This is a genomic window from Amycolatopsis jejuensis (assembly GCF_000717335.1).
Taxonomy (GTDB): domain Bacteria; phylum Actinomycetota; class Actinomycetes; order Mycobacteriales; family Pseudonocardiaceae; genus Amycolatopsis; species Amycolatopsis jejuensis.
Map to the genome: position 1 here is coordinate 289,437 of NZ_JNYZ01000012.1, position 17,328 is coordinate 306,764.

Genomic DNA, 17,328 nt, shown 5'->3' on the forward strand with positions numbered 1-17,328 from the left:
TTCGGTGGCCAGCGGCTTTGGCGGGCTGCTGCGCGGGGCCGGGTCAGGAATCGCCATCTTCGGTGGGCCGTTTGCGTTGCTCTTCGGAGAGCTTGCGCAGGAAGTCGGGGTCGTCATCGGGGGCGACGGTGGGCCGCCGCTGCGGTACGCCGATGCGCTGGGCGCCCAATGCCCGCCACAACAGAATGGCGATGGTGATCGCGCCCACCGCGGCGAGCAGAGGAATCATGCCCCGGGTCCTTCCGTCGTACGAGTCCCCAGGTTAGCCGCAATCCGGCCGCCCGGGGGGAAACGGCCACCGGGCGAGGGACCTCGACGGGGCGAAAAGGCCGGTAGCGCAGGGAATCAGCCCGCTACCGGACACGGCGAACCAGCCCGCCCCGGCCGTGGGGAATCGGCGCGCTCGCGGGACGCGGGGAGCCAGCCCGCCCATGGGACGCAGCGAACCAGCCCGCTCCCGGCCGAGGGGAGTCAGCCTGCCCGTGGGACACAGCGAGCCAGCCCGCCTGCGGTACACCGCGAACCAGCTTCGCCCGTGGGATGCGGGCCAGCCCGCCCGTGGGACGCACCGAACCCGGCCCACCTGCGGGATGCGGGGAACCGAGCCTGCCCCCGGCCGTGGCGAACCAGCCCACCCCCGGACGCGGCGAAGGGTCGTGACCGGCAAGCGATTCCCTCCGCAAGCGGAGGTCACCCCTTGTCACTCACGACCCTTCGACGTCTGAAAGAACCTGCGATCAGACCTTCCGAGCCGGTTCACTCGCATCCGTGGTGAGCTCGGCCAGCAGTTCGTTCACCTCGGACTCCCGGAACCTGCGGTGTCCGCCCGGGGTGCGGATCGAGCCGATGCGGCCTGCGGTGGCCCAGCGGGTCACGGTCTTCGGGTCGACCCGGAACAGTGCGGCCACCTCACCCGGGGTGAGCAACCGTCCGCCCATGGTTGCGGTCATTTTCCGCCTCCTTAACGCCCAACTTGCTATACCGGAGGCATCGGGCGGTTTCGCCCGTCGCGCCGGGGTAGCCAACACGGCAATCGTGGCACTTCACCCGTCGGGTACTCGAACGGTTGTCCTTGGGTAAAGAGCCCTTAAAGTGCAAAAAGGACATAACCTCAGGCACTGCAACGCCCGCGCCAAACCTGGGCGCACCCCGTTGACCTGGGCTTTTGCCCGCGCGAAAGTCGACAGCTGGGTAAAGCCCGGCCAAAGCCACCGGCCGGGCACCATCCCGTCGCGAGGTTGCTGTGATGCAGGAGACAATCCGGCCTGCACTGCCCGCCACCGGGCACCGCATAATGAAGCCCGTGGATCAGCTGGACCGGAAGATCATCGCCGCGTTGCGGGTCAACGGGCGGGCCACCTACGCCGACCTCGGCAGGGCGGTGGGGCTTTCGGCCTCGTCCGTGCACGAGCGCGTCGGCAAGCTCGAGGCGGCGGGCGTGATCACCGGGTACCACGCGATGGTCGACCCGGGCACGGTCGGTCTCGGGGTCACCGCGCTGGTCGGCATCCATCCCACCGACACCGCCACCGACGAGGACGTCGCCACTGCGCTCGGGGAGCTTCCCGAGGTCGAGAGCTGTTACGCCGTCGCCGGGGACGAGGCCTTCGTGGTGAAGGTGCGCGTCTCCACCGTCGACGAGCTCGAAGTCACCCTCGGGAGGCTCCGCCGGATCCCCGGGGTCGGCCGCACGAACACCACCGTCGTGCTGTCCACCCGCTTCGAGGGGCGGCCCAACAACGCGGGCCTGGACGACGGGTCCCCGGCCGGGGCGTAGCCTGTTTCGGTGTGAGCGAGAAGCCGGATCATCTGCCCCGTGACCTGACGGTTTACGTGCTCGCGCGGTTCGCCCTCGTGGCCGTGGTCGCGCTCGGGCTGTCACTGGCCGGGGTGCCGCTTCTGGTGTCCGTGCTGATCGGCCTCGTCGTGGGCCTCCCGCTGGGGTTGCTGCTCCTGCGCGGGCTCAACCAGCGCGTCACCGCCGGGCTGGCCAAACGCAACGAATCCCGCGCCCGCGCCCGTGCGGACCTGCGGGCCCAGCTGCGCGGCGACGACCCGGTCGCATGAGCAAGCTGCACAGCCGGGCCTGGGTCCGCGAGGCCGTCCGGATCATCGAGGCCGACGCCAACCGCAGTGCCGACACCCATCTCCACGTGTTCCCGCTCCCGCCCGAATGGGGCATCGACCTCTACCTCAAGGACGAGTCGGTCCACCCCACCGGCTCGCTCAAGCACCGGCTCGCGCGGTCGCTGATCCTGTACGGCCTGGTCAACGGCCAGATCGGCCCGAACACCGTGCTGGTCGAGGCGTCCAGCGGGTCGACTGCGGTCTCCGAGGCGTACTTCGCGCGGATGCTGGGGCTGCGGTTCGTCACGGTCGTGCCGCGGCGGACGAGCAAGGAGAAGGTCGCGCTCATCGAGTTCTACGGCGGGGAGTGTCACTTCGTCGACGAGGCACCCGCGATGTACCCGGAGGCCGAGCGGCTGGCCGCCGAAAGCCACGGCCACTACCTCGACCAGTTCACCTACGCCGAGCGCGCCACCGACTGGCGGGGCAACAACAACATCGCCGAGTCCGTTTTCGCGCAGATGCGCGCCGAACGCCATCCGGTGCCGTCGTGGATCGTGGTCGGCGCGGGGACCGGCGGGACGAGCGCGACGTTCGGCCGGTACGTCCGGTACAAGCGGCACACCACCAAGATCTGCGTGGTGGACCCGGAAAACTCGTCGTTCTACGGCGCCTGGGAAACCGGCGCGGTGGACTACGCGACCGGGATGCCGTCGCGGATCGAGGGAATCGGCAGGCCGCGGTGTGAACCGTCGTTCGTGCCCGGCGTGATCGACGAGATGTTCCAGGTCCCGGACGCCGGCTCGCTTGCGGCGATCCGGCTGCTGCGCGACCGCACCGGCCACTGGGCGGGCGGCTCGACGGGTACCAACCTGTACGGTGCTTTCCTGCTGATCTCGCACATGCTGGCGGAAGGTCAGGCGGGCTCGGTGGTCACGCTGCTGTGCGACGGCGGCGAACGGTACGCGAACACCTACTACTCCGACGACTGGCTCGTCGAGCAAGGCATGGACCTGACCCCGCACCGGGCGAAGTTCGACGAGTTCCTGCTCACCGGCCGCTTCGACGGCTAGAACGCCAGCGCCACCACGCTCAGCACGGCCCACGCGAGCATGGCCAGCCCGGTGTCGCGCAGGGCCGGGATCAGTTCGCGGCCTTTGCGGCCGCCGCCGACGGCTTGCACGGACTTCAGCAGCATCGGCGCGGTCACGAAGGTGATGAACAGCAGCGGGTGCACGACGCCGAGCGCGATGGTGAGCAGGTACGGGACCGTGACCAGCGTCAGGTACATCCGGCGCGTGCCGCGGTCGCCGAGGCGGGTGGCGAGGGTGCGCTTGCCCGACTCGAGGTCCGTCGGGATGTCCCGCAGGTTGTTCGCCACCAGCACCGCCATCGAGAAGCAGCCGACGGCCACCGCACAGCCAAGGCCTTCCCAGCTGACACGACCGGCCTGCACGTACAGCGTGCCCAGCACCCCGGCGAGCCCGAAGAACACGAAGACCGCGATCTCGCCGAAACCGTAGTAGCCGTAAGGCTTTTTGCCGCCGGTGTAGAACCACGCGCCGAGAATGCACAGCCCGCCCATCGCGAGCAGCCACCAGTACCCACTCAGCGCGACGAGCGCCAGCCCCAGCACGCCCGCCAGCCCGAGACAGGCGAGCGCGGCCCGCAGCACCGCCTTCGGCGCGGCGGTACCGGACCCGACGAGCCGCAGCGGACCGACGCGGTTCTCGTCGGTACCGCGGATGCCGTCGGAGTAGTCGTTGGCGAAGTTCACGCCGACGATCAGCGACAGCGCGACCAGCAACGCGAGCAGCGCCCGCCACCACGAGAACGCATCGAGCGCGATCGCCGCCCCGGTACCCGCCACGACCGGCGCGATCGCATTGGGCAGCGTCCGGGGACGGGCGCCTTCGATCCACTCACTGACTGTCGCCATGCCCCGTATTCAACGCCATCCGATCTTCACCCGTCCGGGGACTGGCCCCAAGTCCGTGAAGGCCACCTTCACGGACTCTGAGTCTGTGAAGGGAACCATGAGGGAATCTGATTCCGTGAAGGTTCCCTTCACGGAATGAGGCTGGCCAGCACGGCGGCCCGGTCGATCTTGCCCGGGCCGCGTAGCGGGAGCGCGGCAGCGAACTCGACGCGTTTCGGCGTCGCCGCGGCGCCCAGTTCCGCGCGGACGGCGGCGCACAGCGACGCGCCATCGACGTCGTGCTCAACAACGACCATCGCGACGACCGCCTCGCCCCACTCTGGATCCGGGATACCGACGACGCACGCCTCGCGGACCCCAGGCTGTCCACCCAACACCCGCTCGATCGCCGCAGCGGACACCTTGACCCCGCCGGTGTTGATCACGTCGTCGGCCCGCCCGAGGACCTCGATCCGGCCGTCCGGCAGGAGACGCCCGCGGTCGGACGTGCGGAACCAGCCGTCCTGGAACGACGCGGCAGTGAGCTCAGGCGCCAGCCGATAGCCGTGCGACAACACGGCGCCGGAAATGCGTAACCGCTCCTCGGTGTCAGGCTCCACGCGTACGCCGTCGAGAGGGACACCGTCGTACACGCAGCCACTGGCCGTCTCACTCATCCCGTACGCGGGCACGATGCGCACGCCCGCGTCGGCAGCCCGCGTACGCAGCTTCGGTGACGTCGCCGCGGCGCCCAGCACGATCGCGTCGAACGCCTTCGCGGCGGCGAGGCCTGCACCGCCGTCGTCCAACAACCGGACGAGCTGCGTCGGCACGAGCGCGGTGTACCTCGGCCCGTCCGAAGCGAGCACCGGAGCCGCGGCGGTGGCGAACTCGTCGGGACGGAAGCCGACGCCGGTCAGCAACGACGGCTTCGTCCCCGCCAAACGCGCCCGGACCAGCACTTGCAGCCCGCCGATGTAGTGCGCGGGCGTCGCGAGCAGCCAGTGCCCGGGGCCGCCGAGCCGCACGTGCGTGGCGGTCGCCGACGCGACAAGCGCCCGCGGCGACAGCAGCACCCCCTTCGGCGTGCCAGTGGACCCGGATGTGGCGATCACCACGGCGGTTTCCGGCTCGACCGGCTGCTCCGGCGCCATCGCCTCGAGCAGTGCGGGCGCCGACGGGTCCGCGGCGTTCAGCGGCAGCACCGCCGGGCCACCGTCGAGGGCAGCCGCCGCCGCTTCGTCGAGGGCGGTGATCGCTGCCGCGCTTCCGTCGAGCCACATCACCTGCACGAGAGACACCGTCAGTAGTAGTACGGGTAGTCCGACCAGTCCGGGTCGCGTTTCTCCAGGAAGGAGTCGCGGCCCTCGACGGCCTCGTCCTGCATGTAGGCCAGCCGGGTGGTTTCGCCGGCGAAGAGCTGCTGCCCGACGAGCCCGTCGTCGATCGCGTTGAAGGCGTACTTCAGCATCCGCTGCGCGGTCGGCGACTTGCCGACGATCGCCCAGCCCCACTCCAGCGCGACCTTCTCCAGCGACGCATGCGGCACGACCTCGTTCACCGCGCCCATCCGCTGCATCTGCTCGGCGGTGTACTCGCGGCCGAGGAAGAAGATCTCCCGCGCGAACTTCTGCCCGACCTGCCTGGCCAGACCAGCGGAGCCGTAGCCGGCGTCGAACGAGCCGACGTCGGCGTCGGTCTGCTTGAACCGGGCGTGCTCGGCCGAGGCGAGGGTGAGATCGCACACCACGTGCAGCGAATGCCCGCCACCCGCGGCCCATCCGGGTACCACGGCGACCACCGGTTTCGGCATGAACCGGATCAGCCGCTGGACCTCGAGGATGTGCAGCCGCCCGGCGCGCGCCGGGTCGACCGTGTCGGAGGTCTCCCCGCTTGCGTACTGATACCCGGACCTTCCGCGAATACGCTGGTCACCGCCGGAGCAAAACGCCCAGCCACCGTCTTTGGGGGACGGGCCGTTGCCGGTGAGCAGGACGCAGCCGACGTCCGGGCTCATCCGGGCGTGGTCGAGCGCTCGGTAGAGCTCGTCGACGGTGTGCGGCCGGAAGGCGTTGCGGACTTCCGGGCGGTCGAAGGCGATCCGGACCACCCGTTTGCCGGAGCGGGCATCGCGCGAACGGTGGTAGGTGATGTCGGTGAAGGAGAAACCTCCGACCTCGGACCAGGCGGCGGGGTCGAACAGCTCGGAAACTCGGGCGTCATCCACGTTTGGGAGAATAGGACCTGTGGACTCAGTCGAGAGCGATGCATCAGGGGTCTGCCGGTGAACCCTTCCACCGCGCAGGCCAGGGTCATCGTCGACGAACTGGTCCGCAACACCGTCTCGCACGTGGTGCTGTGCCCGGGCTCCCGCAACGCGCCGCTGTCCATCGCGCTGTACGACGCCGCGGCCTCCGGGCGGGTGAAGCTGCACGTTCGCATCGATGAGCGGGGCGCCGCCTTCCTTGCGCTGGGGATCGCCGCGCGTACCGGCCGTCCCGCCGCAGTGGTCTGCACCTCCGGGACCGCGGCGGCCAACTTCCACCCGGCCGTGCTGGAGGCCGACCGCGCCGGGGTGCCGCTGATCGTGCTCACCGCCGACCGGCCGCCGGAGCTGCGGGCAGCCGGGGCGAGCCAGGTCATCGACCAGTACCAGCTGTACGGCGACGCCGTCCGGTACTTCGACGAGCTGGCCGTTGCCGAGCGCCGGGCCGGGCAGAACTCCTACTGGCGCAGCCAGATCTGCCGCGCGTGGAATGCCTCGTACGGCGAGTGGCGCTGCGGTCCGGTGCACCTCAACATCCCGTTCCGCGACCCGCTGGTGCCCGACCTCGACGATGACGGCCAGTGGTACGAATCGCTCGAAGGCCGCCCCGACGGCGAACGCTGGACTGAGCTGCCCGACTTCGGCGCGCTGCCGTCGTTCGTGGTGCCCTCGGCGCGGCACGGCCTGGTGATCGCGTGCGATACGGGGGTGCAAGCCGCCAGCGAATGGGCCGAACAGCACGGCTGGCCGGTGGTGTCGGAGACCGGCGGCCTCGGGTTGTCCGGCGCGACGGCGATATCGTCCGGTGCGTGGCTGCTCGGGGTCGAGGAGTTCATCTCGCGGCATCGTCCGGAGCAGGTGTTGTGCCTCGGCCGTCCGACGGTGTTCCGGCAGGTGCAGAAGGTGCTGTCGCACCCAGAGGTCGAGGTGCTGATGGTCCGCCCGGACTCGGATTGGCCGGCGCCTGCGCACAACGTCCGCCAGGTCGGGCAGTGGTTTGCCGAGCCCACGAAACCGGCGGACCCGGAGTGGCTCGCGAGCTGGCAGCGCGCCGACGCCGCCGCCAGCCGCGCCGTCTCCGCGGCACTGGCCGCCGAACCGTGGCCGAGCGGCGTGCGAGTGGCGGCCGAACTGGTGGACGCGCTGCCCGAAGGTGCGCTGCTGGTGGTCGGCTCGTCGAATCCGACGCGGGATGTCGCGCTCGCCGGACGGCTGCGGCCGGACGTCCTGGTGCACCGCAACCGCGGCGTGGCGGGCATCGACGGCATGGTGTCCACGGCCATCGGCGCGGCCACCGTGCACCGGGCGCCGTCGTATGCGCTGCTGGGCGACCTGACGTTCCTGCACGACGCGTCCGGCCTGCTCACCGGGCCGGCGGAGCAACGGCCGGACCTGACGATCGTGGTACTGAACGACGACGGCGGCGGCATTTTCTCGCTGCTGGAACAGGGCGCGCCGGAACATGCGGCGAGCTTCGAGCGGGTCTTCGGGACCCCGCATGGCGCGGATCTGGGTGCGTTGTGCGCGGGTTACCGGGTGCCGCACGTGGCGGCGGAGACGATCGAGGAGTTCCGCGCGGCGTTGCAGCCGGCGCCGGGGTTGCGGGTGGTGGAGGTCCGGGTGGACCGCGAACAGCACCGTGACCTGCATGCGCGTCTGCGGGCCGCGGTGGCGGAAGCGGTCGGGACGGTCTGACCGAAGCGCCCCAATGTGGCATTGGGTGCGTGGGATGCAGCGAATGTGGCGTTGGGTGCGTGGGATGCAGCGAATGTGGCATTGGGGTGCGGTTCCCAGTGGGTAAGAAACCGCCCTTCGGACGTACCTTTGCGGTGCCCGGCTGGCTACGTTCGGTCGCATCACCTTCAGGGAGGGAATGCGCATGCGATCGAGAACTCGGGCTGGGATCGGGGCTGCCGCAGCGGGGGTCGTGGCCGTGTTGCTGGCCGGGACCGCCTCCGCGGCGCCCGCGCCCGGCACGCCGGGGGTCGGGGACCCGTACTACCCCAAGGCCGGCAACGGCGGCACCGACGTGCTGCACTACGACATCCGCCTCACCTACCAGCCGGCCACCGACTTGCTGTCAGGCACCACGACCCTGCTGCTCACCGCGACCCAGGACCTGTCGCGGTTCGACCTCGACTTCGCGCTCAAGGCGTCGAATGTGCTGGTCGACAACCGGCCCGCGCAGTTCACGAACCAGAACGGCGACGGCGAGCTCGTGATCACCCCGGCGAAGCCGCTGGCCAAGGGGCAGACCGCGACGGTCGTCGTGAGCTACGCCGACACGCCGTCCACGGCCAAGATCGGCACGCTCAACGGGTGGAAGAAGGGGTCCTTCGGCGCGCTCGGCATCGATGAGCCGCAGAGCGCGCAGTGGTGGTTCCCGTCCAACGACCACCCCACCGACCGGGCGACCTACGACGTGTCGATCGAGGCGCCGGACGGTCTCGCCGCCCTCTCGAACGGCTCGCTCGTGCGCAAGACCAAGAGCCGGGCCGGCTGGACGCGGTGGAAGTGGCGCAGCACGCAGCCGCAGGCGACGTATCTGACGTCGTTCATCGTCGGCAAGTACGAGGTGGTCCAGTCCACTACGCCGGACAACAAGCCGTTCGTCACCGCCTACGGTGCGGATCTCGGCGATTCCCTTTACGCGGCAAAGGCAAGCGTGGAGCGGACACCGGAGATCAACGCGTTCCTCGCCACGCAGTTCGGCCCGTACCCGTTCGAGGCCGAGGGCGGCGTCGTGACCAGCGGCATCGGCTTCTCGCTGGAGAACCAGACCCGGCCGACCTACGGCGCGCGCAACTTCGCCGCCGGGTCCAACACCACGTTGATCGCGCACGAGAACGCGCACCAGTGGTTCGGCGACAACGTTTCCCTCGGCAAGTGGAGCGACATCTGGCTCAACGAGGGCTTCGCGTCGTACGCCGAGTACCTGTGGTCCGAGCACGAAGGCGAAGGCACGACGGCAGAACTCGCGCAGTACGCGTACGACTCCTACGCCGCCGACAACGCCTTCTGGCAGGTGCTGCCGGGCGACCCGGGCGAAGCGAACCAGTTCGACGGAGCGGTGTACGACCGCGGCGCGATGGCGTTGCAAGCACTGCGCACCGAGGTCGGCGACGACGCGTTCTTCGCGATTCTCAAGCAGTGGCAGGCGGCGAAGACGGGTAAGTCCGCGGTGATCCCGGAGTTCGTCGCGCTGGCGGAGAAGGTGTCGGGTAAGCCGTTGCAGGCGTTGTTCCAGACGTGGCTGTTCACGAAGGGCAAGCCGGCCGTCGGTCCTAACGGGACGGTGGCGGCCGCGAAGTCGTTCGCGGCGCCGGTGAAGCCGAAGTCGTGGGATCAGATCCGGGCCAACCACCGGGCATTGGCGGCGGACGGCAGGCACTGACCTTCCGGGAGTGGCTGTGCCCGTTCCGACCGGCGCAGCCGCTCCCCACTAAGCTCGCGGTGTGGCGGCACGGCGGATACCGGCGAAGCGGATCGGATGGTTCGCTGTGCTCGGGGTGGCCTCGCTGCTCACCTTGATGTGCATCGGCCTGGTCTTCGCCGCGGTACGCAACGACAACGCGATCGCGGCGCACCTCGGCACCGCGACGGCCACCGTGGAATCCGTGAACTTCGACCGCACGATCATCCAGTACCAGACCCCGGACGGCGTCGTGCACAGCCCGGCCACCGGCATCCTCTACCCGTCGGGCCTGAAAGCGGGCCAGCTGGTCGCCATCGAGTACGACGCGACGAACCCGGACCTCACCAGGGTCGCCGGCCGCACGGCGACGCTCACCTTGCTGCCGGTCGGCGTCACCCTGCTGGTGACCTGGCTGGTGGCGGTCCCGCTGCTGTGGTGGCTGCGCCGGCTGATCAAGCGGGACCCGGTTCCGGCTTGACCTCCGAGGTGGCCTGAAGGCGTTTCGGCGCCTGGGTCAGCCATGCTTCGCGGACCAGCCGCTGGATGAGGTGGTGGTGATCCCGGCACAATAGCGCCGGTCAGGTGCTGATTCCTGCGGTCTCCTGCCACCAGCCCAGCACCTCGTCGGCCACCCCCGGGGCCGCCACGAGCAGGCCGTCGGTGGGCAGCGCAGCGTCCTCCCCGTGCTTGTCCAGCACGACGGCGCCCGCTTCGATCGCCATCGCGACCGAGCCCGCGACGTCCCATTCGTGGTAGCTGTGCAGTACCGCCGCAGCTGCGTGCCCGAGCGCGACCTGCGCGATCGACAGCGCCGCCGAGCCCAGCACCCGGACCCCCGCGTGGGCGGCGGCCGCGCGTTCGATGAACTCGCCCATTCCCGGCCACGGACCCTTGCGCGCCAGCTCCGTGCACACGATTGCGCCCGCCGTTCCCCGGCGGTCCGTCAGCTGCACGGGTTTGCCGTTCGCACGGGCGCCGCGGCCTCGGGCGGCGGCGTAGATCTGCGCCCGGTACGGGTCGGCGACCACGCCGACCACCGGGCCGCTCGCGTCGACCAGGGCGAGGCTGTACGCACACCACGGCACCCCGGCCACGTAGTTCGCGGTGCCGTCGACCGAGTCGACCACCCAGCGGTACTCCGCGACGTCCGCCCCGTGGTCAGCGCCGAATTCGTGGCCGACCACCGGAACGCCGGGGAATTCCGCGGTCAGTACACGTCTGGTGTGCCGTTCCAGGATGCGGTCGGTGTCGGTGACCCAGTCGAAGGGCGAGTCGAGCGTCGCCGGGTGGGCGCCACGGCCAGCGGTCGCGGTGATCACGTCGGTGGCGTCGTTCGCCAGCCGCCCGGCGACCTCGAGCGCTCGCGAGAGCAGCCCGGGTTCCACGGGCCGCGACGGCCTGGAGGACAAGAGGGTCATGCCTGCTTAGTCTGGGCGCGGATGGTGTCCGGGACACGACCGGCAGATGACATGTCGTGGGGAATTCGTCGACGGTCCGTGGCCGGAAGCGGACGCTGCGCAGTGTTTCGCCACCGTTGGCCGGTCCGTCACGCGGGATTGGCCCGTCTCACCTGCGGCTTTGTCACAGTGACCGCGTGCGAGTCGCCATTGTCACCGAAAGTTTCCTGCCCCAGGTGAACGGCGTGACGAACTCCGTGCTGCGGGTCGTCGAGCACCTGGCCGAAACCGCGCACGACGTGCTGGTCGTTGCTCCCGGGCCGGGCCCGTCGAGCTACCGCGGCGCCCCCGTCGTCCGCATTCCCGCACTGGATTTCCCCGGTGTCAACTCCCTGCCGATCGGCCTGCCGACGCGTACGGTGCTGACCGCGCTGACCGACTTCGCCCCGGACGTCGTGCACCTGGCCTCGCCGTTCGTCGTCGGCGCGCGCGGGCTTGCCGCGGCGAGACGGTTGCGAGTGCCGTCGGTTGCGGTGTACCAGACCGACATCGCCGGGTTCGCGACGTCGTACGGCTTCGGCATCGGTGCGCGCGCGGCCTGGCGCTGGGTACGCCGCCTGCATTCGCGGGCCGACCGCACGCTGGCGCCGTCGTCGGATTCGATGGAACAGCTGAGGCTGCACGGGGTTCCGCGCGTACACCGGTGGGCGCGCGGTGTGGACGTCGCCCGATTTTCGCCGGTACACGCGGATCCGGCGTTGCGCGCGGAACTTGCGCCGAACGGTGAGCTGCTGGTCGGTTTCGTCGGACGGCTCGCGCCCGAGAAGGAGGTCGACCGGCTGACCGCGCTGGCCGGGATGCCGGGGGTGCGCGTGGTGGTCGTCGGCGACGGTCCGGAGCTACCCGGGTTGCGGGAACGGTTGCCCGGCGCGGCTTTTCTCGGCGCGAAGTACGGAGACGACCTTTCGGTCGCGTACGCAAGCCTCGACGTCTTCGTGCACACCGGTCCGCACGAGACGTTCTGTCAGGCCGTACAGGAGGCAATGGCGTCTGGGCTACCCGTACTCGCGCCGGACGCGGGCGGGCCGAAGGACCTAGTGCTCCCTGGCCGCACGGGGTACCTGCTGCCAGCCGACCGTGACGCCTTCGGCCCCGCCCTCGTGGCGAAGGTGCACGACCTGCGCGACGCGGCGTTACGCGCGCGGCTGGGGGAGAAGGCGCGGAAGGTCGTGCTGGGACGTACGTGGCCCGCGGTGTGCCGGGAGCTGGTCGGGCATTACGAAGCGGTGCAAGGCCGAGTCGCCCGCGCGGCTTGAGCCATGCACATCGTCCAGCTGGCGAACTTCTACGGACCGCGGTCCGGTGGGCTGCGGACGGCGCTGCACCACCTCGGCGCGGGCTACGTCGCGAGTGGACACCGGGTGACGCTCGTGGTGCCGGGGCGGCGGTACGCGGTCGAGACGCTGCCGAGCGGGGTGTGCCGGTATTCGTTGCCTGCCTTGCAAATTCCGGGTACCGGGGGCTATCGCGCGGTCGATCCGCAGCGGGTGCGGGCGGTGTTGCGGCGGCTGGAGCCGGACCGGCTGGAGGTGTCGGACCGGCTGACGTTGCGCGGGATGGGCACGTGGGCGCGGCGGCATGGGGTGCCGAGCACGGTGATTTCGCACGAGCGGCTGGACCGGTTGCTGGAGCAGTTCTTCGTGCCGGGTCCGATGGCCCGGTCGGTTGCGGATGCGGCCAACCGGCGGATGGCGGCTTCGTACGACACAGTGGTCTGTACCACTTCGTTTGCCCGGGCGGAGTTCGACCGGATTGCGGCGCCGAATGTCCGGCGGGTGCCGTTGGGGGTTGATCTGGCGACGTTTGCGCCGTCGATGCGGGATGACGGGTGGCGGCTTGCGTTGACCGGTGATGCCGACGCGTTGATTGTCCATTGTGGTCGGTTGTCGCCGGAGAAGCATGTCGAGCGGAGTGTGGATACGGTGGCCGCGCTGACCGAGTCGGGTGCTCGGGTGCGGTTGGTGATCGCGGGGGACGGGCCTCGGCGGCGCGCGTTGGAACGGCGGGCGCGGGGGTTGCCGGTGACGTTCCTGGGGTTTCTGTCCGGGCGGGCGGAGGTGGCGCGGTTGCTGGCGACGGCGGATGTTTCGCTGGCGCCGGGGCCGCATGAGACGTTCGGGCTGGCGGCGCTGGAGGCGCTTGCTTCGGGGACGCCGGTGGTGGTTTCGGCGTCGTCGGCGTTGCGGGAGATCGTGGGGCCGGGGTGCGGGGTGGCGGTGGACGATTTCGCGCCTGCGTTTGCTTCGGGGGTGGCGGGGTTGCTGGAGAGGCCGGAGAAGATGCGGCGGGCGGCGGCTCGGGCGCGGGCGGAGGAGTTCGGGTGGGCGGATTCTGTGCGGGGGATGTTGGCTGCGTTGGGTTGAATGTTGCGGTGGGTTCTGTGTTGGGGGAACTGTTGCGGTGGGGTTTGCTGTCGTGGGTCCGTTGCGGTGGGGGCACCCCGAAGCTGGATTGTGACGACGTGCGGAGGGTGCTTGTCAAGGCGGGAAAGATGCCTTGACAAGCACCCTCCGCACGTGTGGGGGCTTCCTTCACGGAAGGTGGGGAAGTCCGTGAAGGGAACCTTCACGGAATGTGGGGCTGTGAAGGGAACCTTGAGGGAATCTGATTCCGTGAAGGTGGCCTTCACGGAAGGTGGGGGTGTGGAGGGAGGGTGCTGTCCGTGAGGGTTCCCTTCACGGAAGGGTGGGGTGTGGAGTGGGTGTGGTGGGGGGTGGCGGGTTAGTGTCGGGGGCATGCCCCGCGCCAGTTTGTCGAAGGAACCGCACGAAGTGGCGGCCATGTTCGATGGTGTTGCGTCCGGTTATGACCGGGCCAATTCCTTCATGACGTTCGGCTTCGATCGGCGGTGGCGGACTACTACGGCGCGCATTCTGGATGCTCGGCGTGGGGAACGGGTGCTCGACCTCGCGGCCGGGACCGGGGTGTCGACCGTCGAGTACGCGCGGGGTGGGGCCTGGTGCTTGGCCGCCGACTTTTCCGTCGGGATGCTCAAGGCCGGGTTGCATCGGCGGGTGCCGATGGTTGCTGCGGACGCGTTGCACCTGCCGTTTGCCGATGGGGTCTTCGACGCGGTCACGATCTCGCTCGCGCTGCGCAACTTCGTCGACACCAAAGCCGCCCTCGCCGAGATACTGCGCGTGGTCAAGCCCGGGGGACGGCTGGTGATCTGCGAGGTGTCGACGCCCACGTTTCCGCCCATCCGGTTTCTCTACCGGCGCTTCATCCTCAAGCTTCTCACCTGGGTCGGCAGCCGGTCGTCCACCAACCCCGAGGCCTACTCCTACCTGGCCGAATCGATGCTCGCCTGGCCCGACCAGCGGGCGCTCGGCGAGATCATCTCGGCGGCGGGCTGGACCGAGGTCGAATGGCTGAACCTCACATTCGGCGTCGTCGCGATCCATCGGGCCACGAAGCCTGCCTAAACTCGACCCCATGAGTCGACGTACCGCAGACCAGGACGCCGAAGTGATCGTCGTCGGCGCTGGACCGGCCGGTTCCACCGTGGCCACCTACCTCGCGCGCGCGGGCGTCGACGTGCTGCTGCTCGAGAAGACCGCGTTTCCCCGCGAGAAGGTCTGTGGTGACGGCCTCACCCCGCGCGGCGTGAAACAGCTGATCGACCTGGGCATCGACACCAGCGAAGAAGCGGGCTGGGTACACAGTCGCGGCCTTCGGATCCTCACCGGCGACCTCACGCTGGAGCTCGACTGGCCCGACCTCACCAGCTACCCGCCTTACGGCGTCGCCCGTACCCGGCAGGATTTCGACGACCTGCTTGCCAAGACCGCCGTCAAAGCAGGCGCGCGGCTGTACGAGCGCACCTCCGTGACCGGCGCGATCACCAACGCTGCCGGACGCGTGGTCGGCGTCGAGGCGAAGGCCGGGCCCGAGAAGACGCCGGTGAGCTACTACGCGCCGCTGGTGCTGGCCTGTGACGGCGTGTCCGCGCGGCTTGCGTTGAGTGTCGGGATCGACAAGAACGAGAAGCGGCCGATGGGTGTGGCCGTGCGGCGGTACTACAAGAGCCCTCGCCACGACGACCCGTTCATCGAGGGCCACCTCGAACTCTGGGACCGCTCCGACCCGCGCAACCCCAAGCTGCTGCCCGGGTACGGCTGGGCGTTCCCGCTCGGGGACGGCACGGTGAACGTCGGCCTCGGCATGCTGTCGACGTCGGCGTCGTTCCGTAACACCGACTACCGCGCGCTGCTGCGGCAGTGGCTCGACGGCACGCCCGAGGAATGGGGTTACCGCGAGGAGAACGCGATCGGCAAGGTCGGCGGCGCCGGGCTGCCGATGGGCTTCAACCGCACCCCGCACTACCGCAGCGGCCTGCTGCTGCTCGGCGACGCGGGCGGCATGGTGAGCCCGTTCAACGGTGAGGGTATTTCGGCGGCAATGGAGTCCGCGCAGCTCGCGGCGGAGGCGGTCGTACAGGCTTTGGCGCGGCCCGAGGGCCCGTCCCGTGAACGTGCACTGGAGGGTTACCCGCGGGCGGTCGCCGACCTCATGGGCGGCTACTACCGGCTCGGCAACGTGTTCGCGAAGCTGATCGGCAAACCGCGGATCATGCACGCGGCGACGAAGTACGGCCTGCGGATCAACAAGATCCTTCCGTTGGTGTACAAGGGACTTTCCGGTTGCTACGACGCCCGCGGCGGCGACGGCGTCGACCGGCTGATCGCGGCTCTCGCCCGCGCCACGCCCAGCCCGCGCTGAAAGCACCCCAATGTGGCGTTGGGTGCATGTGACGCACCCAATGTGGCGTTGGGTGCGTGAGATGCAGCGAATGTGGCATTGGGGCTTTCCCCACCCGGCTGGAGCAATCGGTTGCCCGGCCGGTCAGGTGTGATGCGTCACAAGATCGCGTCGGGGACGAGGCTCGGCGCGCTTCTTGAAGAGCCCTTTACCGCAGGTCTCGCCACTGCGACCGGTACGACCGCAGCGTGCGGGGGCTGGCCGCGCGGTCAACTTAGGTAAGCCTGATAGCACGGCCCCTAGGGACAAGCCTGTGATGGGCGTCCTACACTCCCCCCATGCTTTGTGAATCGCTTCACAACCGCGACGAGTGGCTTGTGAATCATTTCACAAGCGACCTGCGGCCCGGCCACGGGCCGTAAGGGTGCCCTGACCCTCGGCGGTGTGACCCAGCTCCCTTAGGGTGCCGACGAGGACTCGGACCACCACCCGAGAAGCAACCCGCAGCGGCGCGGAAAGGATGGCGAAGACCCCGTGCTGATGTTGCCCGTGCTGGCGCAGGCCGATCCCGGACCGGCGGCGCCCGGCTTGAACGTGTACCTGCCGCTCGTGCTGTTGTTCGTGCTCGCGGCAGGGTTTGCCGTGTTCTCCGTGCTGCTCGGCCCGCTCGTCGGCCCGAGCCGGTACAACCGGGCGAAGACCTCGGCGTACGAGTGCGGCATCGAACCTTCGCCGCAGCCGCTCGTCGGCGGCGGCCGGATGCCGGTGGCCTACTACATCACGGCGATGCTCTTCATCCTGTTCGACATCGAGATGGTGTTCCTCTACCCGTTCGCGGTGAATGCCAATGCGCTCGGGGTGTTCGGCCTGGTGGAGATCGTGCTGTTCATCGTGACGGTCGGGTTCGCGTACGCCTACGTGTGGCGGCGCGGCGGCCTGGATTGGAACTGAACCCATGGGCCTCGAAGAGAAACTCCCCAACGGCATCCTGCTGGCCAGTCTCGAGGGGCTGGTCAACTGGGCCCGCAAGAGCTCGCTGTGGCCCGCGACCTTCGGGCTCGCGTGCTGCGCGTTCGAGATGATGACGGTCGGCGGTTCGCGTTACGACATCGCGCGCTTCGGCATGGAGCGGTTCTCCGCGACGCCGCGGCAGGCCGACCTGATGATCGTGGCCGGCCGGGTCACCCAGAAAATGGCCCCGGTCCTTCGCCAGATCTACGACCAGATGGCCGAGCCCAAGTGGGTCCTCTCGATGGGCGTCTGCGCGTCGTCGGGCGGGATGTTCAACAACTACGCCGTGGTGCAGGGCGTCGACCACATCGTGCCGGTCGACATGTACCTGCCCGGCTGCCCGCCGCGGCCGGAAATGCTGCTCGACGCGATCCTCAAGCTGCACGCCAAGATCCAGGACGAGCCGATCAACGCCCGCCGCGCCGCGATCCGCGCGGCCAGCGGGGCCCGTACCGAGCTGATCCCGTCCTCGATCAAGTACGCGAAGAAGTGA

Annotated in this window: 18 protein-coding genes; 12 read left to right on the top strand and 6 right to left on the bottom strand. The window is 69.5% G+C overall.

Annotated elements, in window-relative coordinates:
• Positions 1-43 precede the first annotated feature (43 nt).
• Together OO71_RS18830 and OO71_RS18835 are read right to left on the bottom strand one after the other, a co-directional pair.
• The gene (locus OO71_RS18830; RefSeq protein ID WP_033291095.1) at positions 44-229 is read right to left on the bottom strand and encodes a hypothetical protein; all 186 of its coding nucleotides are present in this window, start codon (positions 227-229) and stop codon (positions 44-46) included.
• Between the two features lie 508 nt (positions 230-737).
• On the bottom strand, positions 738-950 hold the full coding sequence (locus OO71_RS18835; RefSeq protein ID WP_033291096.1) for a BldC family transcriptional regulator: 213 nt from the start codon (positions 948-950) through the stop codon (positions 738-740).
• 353 nt (positions 951-1,303) lie between these two features.
• On the opposite strand from OO71_RS18835, the gene OO71_RS18840 reads away from it, so the two are divergent.
• The 3 genes from OO71_RS18840 to cds1 are packed head-to-tail and all read left to right on the top strand — an operon-like array spanning position 1,304 to position 3,140.
• Entirely contained in the window at positions 1,304-1,777 is a 474-nt protein-coding gene (locus OO71_RS18840; protein ID WP_033291097.1) for an Lrp/AsnC family transcriptional regulator, read from the top strand.
• A gap of 11 nt (positions 1,778-1,788) precedes the next feature.
• Entirely contained in the window at positions 1,789-2,067 is a 279-nt protein-coding gene (locus OO71_RS18845; RefSeq protein WP_033291098.1) for a DUF4229 domain-containing protein, read from the top strand.
• Positions 2,064-3,140, top strand: a complete 1,077-nt coding sequence (gene cds1 / locus OO71_RS18850; RefSeq protein ID WP_033291099.1) for an L-cysteine desulfhydrase Cds1 — start codon at positions 2,064-2,066, stop codon at positions 3,138-3,140. Before OO71_RS18845 ends, cds1 begins: the two co-directional genes overlap by 4 nt.
• On the opposite strand, the gene OO71_RS18855 is transcribed toward cds1, so the two are convergent.
• From OO71_RS18855 to OO71_RS18865, 3 genes are all read right to left on the bottom strand, one after another.
• Positions 3,137-4,006, bottom strand: coding sequence for a 1,4-dihydroxy-2-naphthoate polyprenyltransferase (locus OO71_RS18855; protein ID WP_033291100.1), 870 nt, complete (start codon positions 4,004-4,006; stop codon positions 3,137-3,139). The genes cds1 and OO71_RS18855 overlap by 4 nt on opposite strands.
• A gap of 128 nt (positions 4,007-4,134) precedes the next feature.
• Entirely contained in the window at positions 4,135-5,277 is a 1,143-nt protein-coding gene (menE, locus tag OO71_RS18860; RefSeq protein WP_033291101.1) for an o-succinylbenzoate--CoA ligase, read from the bottom strand.
• A gap of 11 nt (positions 5,278-5,288) precedes the next feature.
• A complete protein-coding gene (locus OO71_RS18865) occupies positions 5,289-6,212 on the bottom strand; it encodes a 1,4-dihydroxy-2-naphthoyl-CoA synthase (protein WP_033291102.1) in 924 nt (307 codons plus the stop codon).
• Between the two features lie 57 nt (positions 6,213-6,269).
• On the opposite strand from OO71_RS18865, the gene menD reads away from it, so the two are divergent.
• From menD to OO71_RS18880, 3 genes are all read left to right on the top strand, one after another.
• Positions 6,270-7,946, top strand: a complete 1,677-nt coding sequence (gene menD, locus OO71_RS18870; protein WP_033291103.1) for a 2-succinyl-5-enolpyruvyl-6-hydroxy-3-cyclohexene-1-carboxylic-acid synthase — start codon at positions 6,270-6,272, stop codon at positions 7,944-7,946.
• Between the two features lie 184 nt (positions 7,947-8,130).
• Entirely contained in the window at positions 8,131-9,645 is a 1,515-nt protein-coding gene (locus OO71_RS18875) for a M1 family metallopeptidase (RefSeq protein WP_033291104.1), read from the top strand.
• Between the two features lie 136 nt (positions 9,646-9,781).
• A complete protein-coding gene (locus OO71_RS18880) occupies positions 9,782-10,144 on the top strand; it encodes a DUF3592 domain-containing protein (RefSeq protein ID WP_245633722.1) in 363 nt (120 codons plus the stop codon).
• Between the two features lie 100 nt (positions 10,145-10,244).
• On the opposite strand, the gene OO71_RS18885 is transcribed toward OO71_RS18880, so the two are convergent.
• Positions 10,245-11,084: an inositol monophosphatase family protein gene (locus tag OO71_RS18885; RefSeq protein WP_033291106.1), complete on the bottom strand. Its 840-nt coding sequence runs from the start codon at positions 11,082-11,084 to the stop codon at positions 10,245-10,247.
• Between the two features lie 176 nt (positions 11,085-11,260).
• Between OO71_RS18885 and OO71_RS18890 the strand changes: the two genes are divergently transcribed.
• The 6 genes from OO71_RS18890 (at position 11,261) to OO71_RS18915 (ending at position 17,328) form a co-directional block, all read left to right on the top strand.
• On the top strand, positions 11,261-12,379 hold the full coding sequence (locus OO71_RS18890; RefSeq protein ID WP_211260551.1) for a glycosyltransferase family 4 protein: 1,119 nt from the start codon (positions 11,261-11,263) through the stop codon (positions 12,377-12,379).
• Positions 12,380-12,382: 3 nt separating this feature from the next.
• Positions 12,383-13,486, top strand: a complete 1,104-nt coding sequence (locus OO71_RS18895) for a glycosyltransferase (RefSeq protein WP_033291107.1) — start codon at positions 12,383-12,385, stop codon at positions 13,484-13,486.
• Positions 13,487-13,858: 372 nt separating this feature from the next.
• On the top strand, positions 13,859-14,548 hold the full coding sequence (locus OO71_RS18900; RefSeq protein WP_033291108.1) for a class I SAM-dependent methyltransferase: 690 nt from the start codon (positions 13,859-13,861) through the stop codon (positions 14,546-14,548).
• 10 nt (positions 14,549-14,558) lie between these two features.
• The gene (locus OO71_RS18905) at positions 14,559-15,845 is read left to right on the top strand and encodes a geranylgeranyl reductase family protein (RefSeq protein ID WP_033291109.1); all 1,287 of its coding nucleotides are present in this window, start codon (positions 14,559-14,561) and stop codon (positions 15,843-15,845) included.
• Positions 15,846-16,364: 519 nt separating this feature from the next.
• Positions 16,365-16,775 carry an NADH-quinone oxidoreductase subunit A gene (locus OO71_RS18910; RefSeq protein WP_033291313.1) on the top strand — a complete coding sequence of 137 codons (411 nt, stop codon included), beginning with the start codon at positions 16,365-16,367 and terminating at the stop codon, positions 16,773-16,775.
• A 4-nt stretch (positions 16,776-16,779) separates the two neighbouring features.
• Positions 16,780-17,328, top strand: coding sequence for a NuoB/complex I 20 kDa subunit family protein (locus OO71_RS18915; RefSeq protein ID WP_033291110.1), 549 nt, complete (start codon positions 16,780-16,782; stop codon positions 17,326-17,328).